At 68.2% G+C, this 12,884-nt stretch carries 10 protein-coding genes and 1 tRNA gene; 1 reads left to right on the top strand and 10 read right to left on the bottom strand.

The features are described 5' to 3' along the window. Nucleotides 1-819 precede the first annotated feature (819 nt). From ACFC14_RS13530 to ACFC14_RS13490, 9 genes are all read right to left on the bottom strand, one after another. A tRNA-Gln gene (locus tag ACFC14_RS13530) sits at nt 820-894 on the bottom strand. Between the two features lie 98 nt (nt 895-992). Then, entirely contained in the window at nt 993-2,498 is a 1,506-nt protein-coding gene (gltX, locus tag ACFC14_RS13525) for a glutamate--tRNA ligase (RefSeq protein ID WP_376105375.1), read from the bottom strand. Between the two features lie 53 nt (nt 2,499-2,551). Further along, a complete protein-coding gene (locus ACFC14_RS13520) occupies nt 2,552-3,316 on the bottom strand; it encodes a class I SAM-dependent methyltransferase (RefSeq protein WP_376105372.1) in 765 nt (254 codons plus the stop codon). Next, nucleotides 3,313-4,572, bottom strand: coding sequence for an MFS transporter (locus ACFC14_RS13515; protein WP_376105369.1), 1,260 nt, complete (start codon nt 4,570-4,572; stop codon nt 3,313-3,315). The genes ACFC14_RS13520 and ACFC14_RS13515 overlap by 4 nt, the downstream gene beginning before the upstream one ends. Beyond that, nucleotides 4,569-5,345 (bottom strand): fumarylacetoacetate hydrolase family protein, encoded by a 777-nt coding sequence (locus tag ACFC14_RS13510; RefSeq protein WP_376105366.1) that lies wholly within the window; start codon nt 5,343-5,345, stop codon nt 4,569-4,571. The genes ACFC14_RS13515 and ACFC14_RS13510 overlap by 4 nt, the downstream gene beginning before the upstream one ends. 189 nt (nt 5,346-5,534) lie before the next feature. Further along, nucleotides 5,535-5,864 (bottom strand): hypothetical protein, encoded by a 330-nt coding sequence (locus ACFC14_RS13505; protein ID WP_376105364.1) that lies wholly within the window; start codon nt 5,862-5,864, stop codon nt 5,535-5,537. A gap of 830 nt (nt 5,865-6,694) precedes the next feature. Then, nucleotides 6,695-7,795, bottom strand: a complete 1,101-nt coding sequence (locus ACFC14_RS13500) for a branched-chain amino acid aminotransferase (protein WP_376105361.1) — start codon at nt 7,793-7,795, stop codon at nt 6,695-6,697. Between the two features lie 60 nt (nt 7,796-7,855). After that, entirely contained in the window at nt 7,856-8,899 is a 1,044-nt protein-coding gene (locus tag ACFC14_RS13495; RefSeq protein WP_376105358.1) for a 3-isopropylmalate dehydrogenase, read from the bottom strand. Between the two features lie 79 nt (nt 8,900-8,978). Then, nucleotides 8,979-10,514, bottom strand: coding sequence for an MFS transporter (locus ACFC14_RS13490; protein ID WP_376105355.1), 1,536 nt, complete (start codon nt 10,512-10,514; stop codon nt 8,979-8,981). 95 nt (nt 10,515-10,609) lie between these two features. Here ACFC14_RS13490 and ACFC14_RS13485 point away from each other — a divergent pair, with 95 nt between their 5' ends. Beyond that, nucleotides 10,610-11,152 (top strand): TetR/AcrR family transcriptional regulator, encoded by a 543-nt coding sequence (locus tag ACFC14_RS13485; protein WP_376105353.1) that lies wholly within the window; start codon nt 10,610-10,612, stop codon nt 11,150-11,152. A gap of 64 nt (nt 11,153-11,216) precedes the next feature. On the opposite strand, the gene serA is transcribed toward ACFC14_RS13485, so the two are convergent. Continuing rightward, complete coding sequence (gene serA / locus ACFC14_RS13480) at nt 11,217-12,821, bottom strand: phosphoglycerate dehydrogenase (RefSeq protein WP_376105350.1); 1,605 nt, start codon at nt 12,819-12,821, stop codon at nt 11,217-11,219. Between the last annotated feature and the right edge of the window lie 63 nt (nt 12,822-12,884).

Here is a 12,884-nt window from a genome sequence, read left to right as displayed (position 1 = left end):
GCAACCGCAAGGGCGATCGCGACATCATCCACTTCCATTACCTCAAGGGCATGCTCTATTGCGGCGCGTGCCTTGATGCCGGTCGACAGAGTCGCATGGTCTACAGCCAGAACGCAGGGAACGGCGGCACGTACGAGTATCTTGTCTGCGCCGGACGCCAGCGCAAGCAGTGCCCGACGCCGTGGCTAAGGGTCGAGCAGATCGAGGGCGAAGTCATGCCCGTAGTGGCCGCTGAACGGCTCGCGCCTGACGCCATCGACGGGATGAGGGCGAGCGCCACCGACGCCATCAACAATCTGCTCGCTTCGGACCGCGACACGAAGGCTCAACTGACGAAGCAGCTCCGGAAGCTCGAGGCGCAGGAAGAACGATTGATCGAACTCGCCGCGACTGGCACACTGCCCATCGCCAAGATTCGCGAGCGGATCGAGAAGACAACCCTTCAGACGGAAGCCATCAGAGAGAAGCTCGACGTCACGCTTGATCGCCTCCAGTATGGCGCGGACACCGCGCTGGCGTACATCGACTTGCTTGGCGAGCCGGGCAACCTCTATCAGCGGGCCTCAGACACCGTCCGCCGCGACCTTCTGACTGCGTACTTCAGCAAGCTGATCGTCCGCGTAGAGGACAACAAGATCCAGATCTCCGGCGAACGCAACGACGCGAACCGCGGCATCCGGGAGGTCCACAGCCGACAAGATGCAGCCAGTGCCGAACAGACGCCAAGAACCACAAAACCTCCCCGCTCAAGAGCAGGGAGGTCTGAGAACAAACGAACCATGGCCAGTTCATTTGACCATGGTTCGAGTAACGTTCGTGTGGCTGGGGTACCTGGACTCGAACCAAGAATAACGGAACCAGAAACCGTCGTGTTGCCAATTACACCATACCCCAAGGGCGAAACAGGAGCCTCGCACCGAGAATCAAGCCTACCCGAGCGGCGGCCGAACACCAAAACCACCGGCGTCTGCTGCCGCTCGGGCGCGTCGCGCTCAGCTTCCGAGGAACGCCGACAGAGAGCGCAGACGACGCAGCGACTCCTCCTTGCCGAGGAGCTCCATCGATTCGAACAGCGGCGGAGAGATCCGGCGGCCCGTGATCGCGACGCGGGGCGGGCCGTAGGCAACGCGCGGCTTGAGCTCGAGCCGCTCGACCAACGCGGTCGCCAACGCCTCCTGGATCTTCTCGGGCGTGAACTCCTCCACCGGCTCGAGAGCGCTGACACACGCATCGAGAACCTCGGCGGCATTCGCCGGAAGCCCCTTGAGCGCGTCTTCGGCGTAGGACACCTCGTCCTCGAACAGGAAGCCGACCATGCCGGGGACCTCGCCCAGCAACTGAACGCGCTCCTGCACGAGCGGTGCCACACGGAAGGCCATCACCAGCTGCTCGTGCGTGGGCTCGTCGAAGAGGCCGGCGGCAGCGAGGTACGGGATCGTGCGCTCGGCGAAGTCCTTCTCCCCCAGCATCCGGATGTGGTCGCCGTTGATCGACTCGGCCTTCTTCTGGTCGAAGCGGGCCGGGTTCGGGTTCACGTTCACGATGTCGAATGCCGCAGTGAACTCATCCAGCGAGAACACGTCGCGGTCGGGGCCGATCGACCAGCCGAGCAGCGCCAGGTAGTTGAGCAGCCCCTCGGGGATGAAGCCGCGGTCGCGGTGCAGGAACAGGTCGGCCTGCGGGTCGCGCTTGGAGAGCTTCTTGTTGCCGGTCTCACCGAGCACGAGTGGCATGTGGGCGAAGCGCGGCACGAATGTCGTGACACCGGCGTCGATCAGCGCCGCATACAGCGACAGCTGGCGCGCGGTCGACGGCATGAGGTCTTCGCCGCGCAGCACGTGGGTGATGCCCATGAGTGCGTCATCGACGGGGTTCACGAACGTGTACAGCGGCACACCGTTCGGTCGCACGACCACGAAGTCGGGGAACGAGCCGGCGGGGAAGGTGACCTCGCCGCGGATGAGGTCGACATAGGTGACATCCTCGTCGGGCACGCGCAGTCGCAGCGCGGGCTGACGGCCCTCGGCGCGGAACGCCGCCTTCTGCTCGTCGGTGAGGTCGCGGTCGAAGTTGTCGTAGCCGAGCTGCTTGGCACGGCCGGCCGCCTCGTTGCGGGCGTCGATCTCCTCGGCGGTGGAATAGCTCTCGTACAGCGCACCGGTGGCGATGAGCTTGTCGATCACGCCGCGGTAGATGTCGTGACGCTCGGACTGCCGGTAGGGAGCATGCGGTCCGCCGACCTCGACGCCCTCGTCCCAGTCGATCTTGAGCCAGGTGAGCGCGTCGACGAGCTGACGGAAGCTCTCCTCACTGTCGCGGGCGGCATCGGTGTCCTCGATGCGGAACACCATCTTCCCGCCGTTGTGGCGCGCGTACGCCCAGTTGTAGAGCGCCGTGCGGACCATGCCGACGTGCGGCAGTCCGGTCGGCGATGGGCAGAAGCGGACGCGGACGTCGGCACCACTGACAGTCGTGGTGAGGGGGTGAGGGGTAGCCATAGCCCTTCGATTCTACGGGGACGGGGTCGTCTCCGTTGGCGGGTGGCAGGCGCTCAGCCGGCCGTCGCCACGGCTATCGCCGCCCGGTGCTCGAGGGGCAGGACACCACCCGTGCGCCGCTCCTCGATGACGCGGTCGAACGCCGCGCGGAATCGCCGCCGATCATCGTCGTCGAGCCCGGTGTAGAGCGCCCCGGCGCCGGCCACTCCGCCTTCGACCGAGAGCCAGAGCGCATCCGGTTCCGCGTTCCAGGTCCACCCGTGCTCGGCGACGGTGACGTGCTCCAGGCCCGCCTCCCGCAGCATCCGCGCGAATCCGTCAGCAGTCCGCTCGAAGTCCTCCGCGGCCGAGAGCTTCGCACCGGCGAACGGCTCCACCCCGGCGCGTTCGGTGATCTCGGCCCAGAACCACGACGGCGAGAGCATCCACGTGGTCGCGACCACGGCATCACGGCTCACGCGCCGCAGCTCGGCTGCGGATCTCCGCGGAGATGCGACGTGATTCAGGACGAAGTTCGCGACGACCACGTCGAACGCGCCGTCCTCGAACGGCAGATCCGGCAGCGCCCCGCTGACCGTGTCGACCTGCGGATGGCGGCGCCGGGACACCGCACGCATCGATGCCTCGGGCTCACACGCCCGGACGATCCACCCCGCGTCTGCCCAGGCAGCAGCGAGCCTGCCATCGCCCGCACCGACATCGAGCAGGTTGCGCCGCTTCGGCGCGCCGAGCGCGCGGTGCATCGTCGAGAAGGTCCCGGCGCAGAGGTCCGCGTACGAGGCGGAGAAGGCCTCGCCGACCCCGGCCCAGTCCTTCATCGGGTGCCGGAGCGGGCCAGCGGAGACAGCGCGACGATCGCGATGACCAGGATGAACGCCGCCACGCCGAGCCCCGCATACTGGAAGTTCGCCAGCACGACCCCGGCCAGCACCGATCCTGCTGCCGCGGACAGGCTCATCAGCGAGTCGCTGCGTCCCTGCCGACGGGTTCGCAGCTCGGGTGCCGAAGCCTCTGTGAGCAGTGCGGCGCCGGCGACCGTCGCCGCACTCCACCCCAGCCCCAGCAGGATGAGCGCGACCATGACGCCCCACGCCTCCGTGCCGGTGAACACCGCGAAAGCCAGCGCGCCGGCGAGCAGCACCTGCCCCAGCAGCACCACGCGCAGCCGCCCCCAGCGGTCGGCCAGCACGCCGAACACCGGCGACAGGGCGTACATGCCGCCGACATGCAGGGCGATCGTGATCCCCACGAGCGCGGAAACATCGGCCGGGGTGGCCGCCATGCCATGCGCGCCGTGCGCCATGTGCGACAGGTGCACGGGGGTCATCGCCATCACGGATGCCATCACCACGTGGGATCCGGCGATCGCGAAGATCGCGTAGCGCGCCACGCGAGGACGGTCGAGCACCACCGCTCCGGTCGTCGCCGCCGCCACCTTCGCGAGGCGCTGCGCTGCCAGGAGCGGATCCGGTCGGAGTGCGACGATGTAGAGCACCAGAGCCGCACACTGCGCGACGAAGGAGAAGAGATAGGAGCCGGTCTGCGGCGGCATGCCCACCGCCTGCCCCACGATCTCTCCGGGTCCGAGGAGCAGGGGCCCGGCCACGCCGCCGATGGTCGTCGACCAGACGACGATCGAGAGATCACGGCCCCGGTGCTGCGGAGCCGCCAGGTCGGTCGCCGCGAATCGGGATTGCAGGTTGCCCGCGTTTCCGGCGCCGATCATCAGGATGCCGGCAAGCAGCAAGGGGAAGACGCGCAGGGAGGCGGCGAGGATGACGACGGCGATGCCGACCAGCGCGAAGAGGTTGCCGAGAGTGAGCGCTCGCCGACGTCCGACGCGCGCGGCGAGCCGTGCGAGCGGGATCGCGCACGCCGCCGCTCCCAGCGTGACCGACGCCGTCGCCAGACCGGAGAGGGCATCATTCCCCGAGATGTCCGCGGCCAGGAGGGCACCGAGTGAGACCGTGGCCCCGAAGGCGATGCCACCGAGAACCTGCCCGAACGACAGCACCAGCACGGTGCGTCGCTGGACCGCCGTCTGCTGCGCCGCCGTCAGGGCGACATCGCTCATGGCGTGGGGACGGCGTCGCGTGCGGTGTTGCGCAGGATGCCCAGCCCGGAGATCTCGACCTCGACCACATCGCCCGCGTCGAACGTGCCGACTCCGGCCGGGGTGCCGGTCATGATGACGTCGCCGGGCAGCAGCGTGAACACGGCGGACGCGTACTCGATGATCGCCGGCACCGAGTGGATCATGTCGGTGAGAGGAGCATGCTGGCGAACCTCGCCGTTCACCCGCGTCTCGATCGTGGCGTTCGCCGGGTCGAAGTCGGTCTCGATCACTGGCCCGAGGGGGCAGAACGTGTCGAATCCCTTCGCGCGCGACCACTGGCCGTCCTTGCGCTGCAGGTCACGAGCAGTCACGTCGTTCCCGATCGTGTAGCCCAGCACGTAGTCGAGCGCGTTCTCGGCCTTCACGTTCTTCGCGATCTTGCCGATCACGACGACGAGCTCGCCCTCGTACTCGGTCCGCTCCGAAAGGGTCGGGCGCACGATCGCGTCGCCGGGGCCGATCACGGAGGTGTTGGGCTTCAGGAAGAGCAGCGGCTCCTCGGGCGCCACTCCCCCCATCTCCGCCGCGTGATCGTGATAGTTCTTGCCGACGCAGACCACCTTCGACCGTGGGATCACCGGGGCGAGCAGAGCAGCATCCGCGAGCGGTACGCGGGCGCCGGTGGTCTCGTACCCGGTGAACATCGGGTCTCCGGCGAGCACCACGAGCTCGCGCTCGTCGATGATCCCGTACATGATGGCTTCGTCGTGGCTGAACCGGGCGATCTTCATGGGATCCAGCCTAGCGAGCGCGCCTGCTCCCCCTCTCCCTCCCCCTCTCCCTCCCCCTCTCCCTCCCCGCCTCCCTCCCCGCCTCCCTCCCCCTTTCTGATGTCGAGGCCCCGGGTTGACGCCGACGCCCCGTGTTTCAGGCGACCGTAGGTCGGGGCTTCGACGCGAGCCCGGGGTGTCGGAGCGCACTCACCCCGGCGGACGGATGCCGAACGCGGCGAGCCGCGTGCCGAGAGCCTCCGCCGTCCGAATGTGCGCCCCGCCCCAGCGAGCGACACGCCACCCGGTGACACCACGGATGTCGTCCTCACGACGCTTCTCCGCGAGGACGGCGTCTACGGGCGTGGGCGCGAGCCGCAGGTCCGACTCGAGGTATTTGCCCTCACCATCGAACTCGCCGAATGCTCGGGAGCGGCGAAATCCGAAGTCTGCGAAATACTCCGCTCCTGCCGCGCCCTTGATCGGCACCTGAAGCTCGATGTCTCGGAACCCGAGCCGGTGGAGTTGAAGTCTGCTCACGCTCTCGCCCGGCAATTGTGCTCGACCGTCGGCGAAGTCACCCACCCATCTGGCGTGCCGAACACCACGCAACCCCACGGCGCACCTCCCTCGGAAATCATCTCGCCAGGCGGCGTACGCCTCGAGGTCGATGTCATGTCCCCGTATCGAGACGAGCCGAAGCGCAGCATCCGCCGCGGCGACCGCGGCCTCAGGTCGAAGCACTCGGGCTACGTCGAAGACCGTGCGCGCAAGGGACGTGCAGAGCATTCCGTGGCGCCGCACGATGTCCCCGGAATCGAGCGATACTGCGTGACGCGCGACCCCCGACTCGGTGCGGCTGTGGCGACGACCCCGGATGGCGGTGTGGACGACGTCACTGATCGGTCCCACCAACGGCAGACCCCACAGTGCCGCGGCGGAGGCGTGCGAGAACACCGGACCGTCACCTGGGCTCGCCCGCCGAACGGCGAGAAGGTGAACCAGCTGCCGTCCCTCCGGCCACAGGTCCTCCCAGGCGGCACTCTCGATGTAATGGCCTCGGTGGACTCGACGCAGCGCACCGCTGTCGACCGCGTCCCTCCGAGTCCTCTCCGAGGATCCTCGAAGCAGTAGATCCTCCCGCGACTGCAGTAGGCGCTCGGCGCGATCGAGGTCGATTTTTCGTGGCATCCACCATTCTGACCGCACGGAAAGCGGGACAACCGACGGTCCACAGGCTCGTCGACGCAGATCACCGATGTGCAGGAAGACTGGCGTCCGCCGAGACCCCGAGTAGACGCCGAGACCCCGCCTTGCTGGAGTCGAGACGGCGGGGTCTCGACGGAAAGGCGGGGTCTCGGCGTAAGAGCTCAGGCGTCGAGGCGCAGGAGCCAGCCGTGCTTGTCTTCTCGGCGGCCGTACTGGATGTCGGTCAGCTCTTCGCGCAGCGAGAGCGCGAGCTCGCCCAGCGGCTGCGGCTCGTCGAACCCGTCGCCGACGAGTGCGCCGATCGGGGTGACGACCGCGGCCGTACCGCACGCGAACACCTCGACGATGTCGCCGGAGGCCACGCCCTCGCGCCACTCGTCGATCGAGATCGGCCGCTTCTCGACCGTGTAGCCGCGGTCCTCCGCCAGCTGCAGCAGCGAGTCGCGGGTGATCCCCTCGAGGATGCTGTCGGATTCGGGGGTCACCACGCGGCCGTCCTTGAAGACGAAGACGACGTTCATACCACCGAGCTCCTCGACGTCGCGCTTCTCGTTCAGGAACACGACCTGGTCGCAGCCCTTCGCGCTGGCCTCGCTCTGCGCGAGCAGGCTCGACGCGTAGTTGCCACCGGTCTTCGCCTTGCCCGTGCCGCCCTTGCCTGCGCGGGCGTAGTCCTCGGAGAGCCAGATGCGCACCGGCTTCACACCACCGGTGAAGTAGGCGCCCGCGGGGCTGGCGATGACATAGTAGGCGACCTTCTGCGCGGCACGGACGCCGAGGAAGGCCTCCTTGGCGAACATGAAGGGCCGCAGATAGAGGCTCTGGTCCGCGCCGGACGGCACCCACCGGCCGTCGACGGCGATGAGCTCGCGCAGCGACTGGATGAAGTACTCGGTCGGGAGTTCCGGCAGCGCGAGTCGGCGGGCACTGGCCTGCAGGCGCGCGGCGTTGCGGTCGGGGCGGAACGTGTGGATCGAGCCGTCGGCGTGACGGTAGGCCTTGATGCCCTCGAAGATCTCCTGCGCGTAGTGCAGGACTGATGCCGCAGGGTCGAGCGGGATCGGACCGTACGGCTGCACACGAGGACGGTGCCACCCGCCCTTGGCGGACCAGCAGATGTCGACCATGTGATCGGTGAAGACCACGCCGAAGCCCGGATTCTCCAGCGCCTCGGCGAGACGGTCGGGTGAAACAGCGTTCAGGTTCTTCATGACGAGGAACTCCAGTGGAGCCACGGTCGCCTCGGCATCGATGGTCGTCATCTCATCATCCATTCCTCGTGGGTGGGCGCATCGTCGCGCCCATTCAGCCTACGCCTGCAGTCAGAGGCGTGCAGTGATCGCGGAGCCGATCTCCGCGGTGGCACGCGCGCCGGAGCGGGCGGCGATATCGGCCTCGACCGCGGCGCTCACGCGAGCAGATTCCTCGGCGAGGCCGAGGTTGTCGAGCAGCAGCGCGATCGAGAGAATCGCCGCGGTCGGATCGGCCTTCTGCTGGCCTGCGATGTCGGGCGCCGAACCGTGCACGGGCTCGAACATCGAGGGGAACGCGCCATCGGGGTTGATGTTCCCCGAGGCGGCGAGTCCGATACCGCCGGTCACTGCTCCGGCGAGGTCGGTGAGGATGTCGCCGAACAGGTTGTCGGTGACGATCACGTCGAAGCGCGAGGGGTCGGTGACCAGGAAGATCGTGGCCGCGTCGACGTGGAGATAGTCGACGGTCACGTCGGGGTGCTCGGCGGCGACCTCGTTGACGATGCGCTGCCAGATGCCGCCCGCATGCACGAGAACGTTGGTCTTGTGCACGAGCGTCAGCTTCTTCCGACGGCGCTCGGCGAGCTCGAAGGCGTATCGCACGACGCGCTCCACGCCGAATGCCGTGTTCACCGAGGTCTCGTTCGCGACCTCCTGCGGCGTGCCCTTGCGGATGGCACCGCCGTTGCCGACGTACGGGCCTTCCGTGCCCTCGCGGACCACGACGAAGTCGATCTCTCCGGGAGCTGCCAGCGGGCCGGGGGCACCGGTGAAGAGCTTCGACGGCCGCAGGTTCACGTAGTGGTCCAGCGTGAAGCGCAGCTTCAGCAGCAGTCCCCGCTCGATGTTCGCATCCTTCAGACGCGGGTCGCCCGGAGTGCCGCCGACCGCGCCGAGGAGGATCGCGTCGTTCGCCGCGATCGACGCGAGGTCTTCGTCCGTGAGGGTGTCGCCGGTCTCGAGGAAGCGTCCGGCGCCCAGCGAGAACCGGGTCTTGTCGAAGACCACGCCGCTGGAGGAAGTGACGGCGTCGAGCACCTTCTCCGCCTCGGCGATGACCTCGGGACCGATGCCGTCACCGGGGATGACGGCCAGCTTCACGACACGCGACATGACACTCCTTGCGAACTGCACGGGGATGGACCGGCCGGGCCCGACGAGGTCGAGCGGGCCGGTCCTCCCAGCGTACTGGTCAGTGCGAGGGGGCTTTGCGCAGTGTGACGGCGGCGACGACGCCGGCGACGACCACGAGGCCGGCGCCGATCAGCGACGTCACCATGACGCCCGAGCCGAACGCGGCGGCCGCGGCGTCCCAGAGCGCCGTGCCGAGCGCCGCGGGGAGCTCCTGCGCAGCCGTGTAGGCACCGGCGAGTGTCTCTCCCGCGGCATGCGCCACGTCGGCCGGCAGCCCTTCCGGAAGTACGAGTGCACCGCGGTAGAACGCCGTGATGATGCCGCCCAGCACCGCGGTGCCGAGTACGGCGCCGAGTTCGTAGGCCGTCTCGGAGACTGCACTCGCCGCACCCGCCTTCGCGGCGGGGGCGCTGGAGAGGATCAGCTCGTTGGAGATCGTCTCGGCCGCGCCGATGCCGATGCCGAGCACGACGAAGGCGACCACGAGCGGGAGCACGCCGTGCTCATGCGTCGTGAACGCCACGATCAGATATCCGGCCACCGAGAACGCGAGTCCGACCGGGATCACGATGTGCGGCGGGACACGGCGCGAGACAGGCACGACCGAGAGGCCGGCGACGATCATCGCGAGCATGCCGGGCACGAGTGCGAGGCCCGCCATCATCGGCGACAGCCCGAGGACCAGCTGCAGATGCTGCGACACGAAGTAGAGGAAGCCGACGAGCGCGACGACGCTGAGCAGGTTCACCAGGATCGCCCCGGAGAACGAACCTCGCCGGAAGAGTGCCATGTCGAGCATCGGCGTCCGGGAGCGCAACTGGCGACGGACGAACAGGTACCCCATCCCGAAGCCGAGCAGAGCCCATGCGCCGGCCGTGAGGCTCGGTCCGTCGACGGCCAGCGACTTGATCGCGTAGACGACGGGGATCATGGTCGCCATCGACAGCGCAATACTGATCAGGTCGATACGACCGGGGTTCGGGTCGCGGCTCTCCGGGACGAGCAGCGGGGCCGCGATCAGGAGCGGGATGAGCACCGGGACGGCGATGAGGAACACCGATCCCCAGGAGAAGTGCTCGAGAAGGAACCCGCCCACGATCGGGCCGAGCGCGGACCCGGCGGAGAACGCCGACGCCCACACCGCGATCGCCATGCGGCGCTGGTCGCGGTTCTGGAAGATCGAGCGCAGCAGCGAGAGGGTCGACGGCATCAACATGGCGCCGAAGAAACCGAGGAGCGCGCGGGCTGCGATGAGCAGCCCGGCCGTGGGCGCGAAGGCCGCGAGAGCAGAGACCGCGGCGAAACCGGTGGCGCCGATCAACAGCATCTTCCGACGACCGAAGCGGTCACCCAGTGTGCCCATCGTCACCAGGAGGCCGGCGAGCACCAGCGGGTACACGTCGATGATCCACAGCTGCTCGGCCCCGGTGGGAGCGAGCGCGATGGAGATCTCGGGGAGCGCGAAGCTCAGCACCGTGTTGTCCACCGACACCAGAAGCACCGGCAGCATGAGGACGACGAGCGCCGCCCAGCCACGGGCTCCGACGCGGGGAGCATCCGTCTCTGTCGTCGGGATCGACGCAGTACGGGTCATGGAACACCTCTCAGAATCTTGATCGCACGGTTAGTGAACCGTCCGGATGGTATAGTAACAGAGTTCCCGCCCCTTCCCTGTGCAGAGGATCCACGATGCCCCGACCTCCCCTCGCCCGCGAGAAGGTGCTCGACGCCTTCGAAGCGATCCTCATCGAAGACGGCGAACGCGCCGCGACGCTCGACGCGACGGCCAAGGCGGCGGGGGTCTCCAAGGGGGGCCTGCTCTATCACTTCGGCTCGAAGGACGAACTCGAAGCCGGGCTGATGGAGCGCCTCGACCGCCTGACGACTCTGGATCTCGAACGGATGTCTGCCGCCGAGGAAGGACCCGTCGCCTACTACGTGCGCACATCGGTCATGGAGGACGATGCGCTCGACCGCGCGCTCATCGCCGCGACCCGACTCGCCCAGGGCGGATCCGTGCCGGCAGCCGACATGCTTCGCGACACCCGACGCCGCTGGGCGGAGACGATCCGTCCGCACGTGCGGGACACCGCGAGCCTCGACCTCGTGATGCTGGTCAGCGACGGCCTCTACTTCAACAACTCGCTCGACGTGCACGGGCCCGATCGACTGGTCCCCCGCAGCGACGAGCTCGCCGAGCTGATCGCGCTGGTCCTGAAGGCGACCGCCTGACCCCACCGGAACACGCGAGAGGGCGGGAGCATCACGCTCCCGCCCTCTTGTCTGAAGCCGCCGATCAGACCTCGGTGATCTCGATCTGACGGAACAGGTCGGCGTCGATCGCGTCGCGCACATCGTCGAGCAGTTCGTCGGACACCGGGGAGTCCAGCGTCAGCACGCTGAGCGCCTGTGCACCGGCCGCCTTGCGGGCGATCTGCATACCGGCGATGTTGATGCCCGCCTCGCCGAACTTCTGACCGTAGACCGCGACGATGCCGGGGCGGTCGGTGTAGAGCATCACGACGTGGTGCTTCTCGATCGGCAGTTCGAGCGTGTGGTCGTTGATGCCGACCAGCTTCTCCGTCTGCTTCGGCCCGGTGAGCGTGCCGGAGACCGAGAGCTGCGAGCCGTCGGACAGGGCACCGGTGAGCGTGATGACGTTGCGGTACTCGTCGCTCACGTCGTCCTTGAGCAGACGCACGGCGATGCCGCGCTGATCGGCGAGGAGCGGGGCGTTCACATACGACACCGTCTCGCTGACGATGTTCGTGAAGACGCCCTTGAGCGCGGCGAGCTTGAGCACGCTCACGTCGTAGTCGTTGAGTTCGCCGTGCACCTCGACGTCGAGGCTCGTGAGAGGCGAGGTCGCCAGCGACGCGAAAATCTGACCGAGCTTCTCGACCAGCGAGATGCCGGGGCGCACGTACGGGTCGATGACGCCGCCGGCCACGTTGACCGCGTCGGGCACCAGGTCTCCGCCGAGCGCGAGACGCACGGAACGGGCGACCGAGACGCCGGCCTTCTCCTGCGCTTCCTCGGTGCTCGCGCCGAGGTGAGGGGTGACGACCACGTTGGGAAGCTCGAGCAGCGGACGAGCGGTACCGCCCTCTGCCGGGGGCTCGGAGGTGAAGACGTCGAGCCCCGCGCCGGCGATCTCCCCGGCGACGAGGGCGGCGTGCAGCGCCTCTTCGTCGATCAGGCCGCCGCGCGCGACGTTGACGACGAAAGCGGTCGGCTTCATGGCCGCGAACTGCTCGGCGCCGATCATGCCGGTGGTCTCCGGCGTCTTGGGCATGTGGATCGTGAGGAAGTCGGACTCGGCGACGAGCTCATCGAGCGAGAGGAGCTGCACGCCCAGCTGCTGGGCGCGCGCCGAGGTGACGTAGGGGTCGTAGGCGACGACGCGCATGTCGAACGCCGCGAGGCGCGCCGCGACGAGTGCGCCGATGCGGCCGAGACCCACGATGCCGACCGTCTTCTCGAAGAGTTCGGCTCCGGTGAAGGAGCTGCGCTTCCAGGCGCCTGCAGAGAGCGAGGCGTGCGCGGCCGGGATGCGGCGGGCGAGGCTCAGGATGTGGCCGACCGTGAGCTCGGCGGCGGAGACGATGTTGGAGGTCGGCGCGTTGACGACCATGACGCCGGCAGCCGTGGCCGCCTTGATGTCGACGTTGTCGAGGCCCACTCCGGCACGGGCGACGACCTTGAGCTTCGGCGCGTGCGTGAGAGCTTCCTCGTCGATGCGGGTCGCCGAGCGGACGAGCACGGCGTCGGCATCCGCCAGCGCCGCGAACAGCGCTTCGCGGTCGGTGCCATCGACGTCGCGGACGTCGAAGTCGGGGCCCAGGGCCTCGATGGTGGCGGGAGAGAGTACTTCGGCGATGAGCACGACGGGCTTCGGCACAGTGGATCCTTCGGGGCAGCGCGGCAGGCGGGAGTGGCCGATGCGCCGCACACCATGGGGGCG

The organism is Microbacterium sp. NPDC055988 (assembly GCF_042269505.1).
Taxonomy (GTDB): Bacteria; Actinomycetota; Actinomycetes; order Actinomycetales; family Microbacteriaceae; genus Microbacterium.
Note: the sequence above shows the minus strand (reverse complement) of the source record. Positions and strands in the feature narration are given on the sequence as shown.

Coding starts and splice junctions, on each gene's coding strand:
- gltX (WP_376105375.1), bottom strand. CDS start 2,498: ATGGCTACCCCTCACCCCCTCACCACGACTGTCAGTGGTGCCGACGTC.
- ACFC14_RS13520 (WP_376105372.1), bottom strand. CDS start 3,316: ATGAAGGACTGGGCCGGGGTCGGCGAGGCCTTCTCCGCCTCGTACGCG.
- ACFC14_RS13515 (WP_376105369.1), bottom strand. CDS start 4,572: ATGAGCGATGTCGCCCTGACGGCGGCGCAGCAGACGGCGGTCCAGCGA.
- ACFC14_RS13510 (WP_376105366.1), bottom strand. CDS start 5,345: ATGAAGATCGCCCGGTTCAGCCACGACGAAGCCATCATGTACGGGATC.
- ACFC14_RS13500 (WP_376105361.1), bottom strand. CDS start 7,795: ATGACGACCATCGATGCCGAGGCGACCGTGGCTCCACTGGAGTTCCTC.
- ACFC14_RS13495 (WP_376105358.1), bottom strand. CDS start 8,899: ATGTCGCGTGTCGTGAAGCTGGCCGTCATCCCCGGTGACGGCATCGGT.
- ACFC14_RS13490 (WP_376105355.1), bottom strand. CDS start 10,514: ATGACCCGTACTGCGTCGATCCCGACGACAGAGACGGATGCTCCCCGC.
- ACFC14_RS13485 (WP_376105353.1), top strand. CDS start 10,610: ATGCCCCGACCTCCCCTCGCCCGCGAGAAGGTGCTCGACGCCTTCGAA.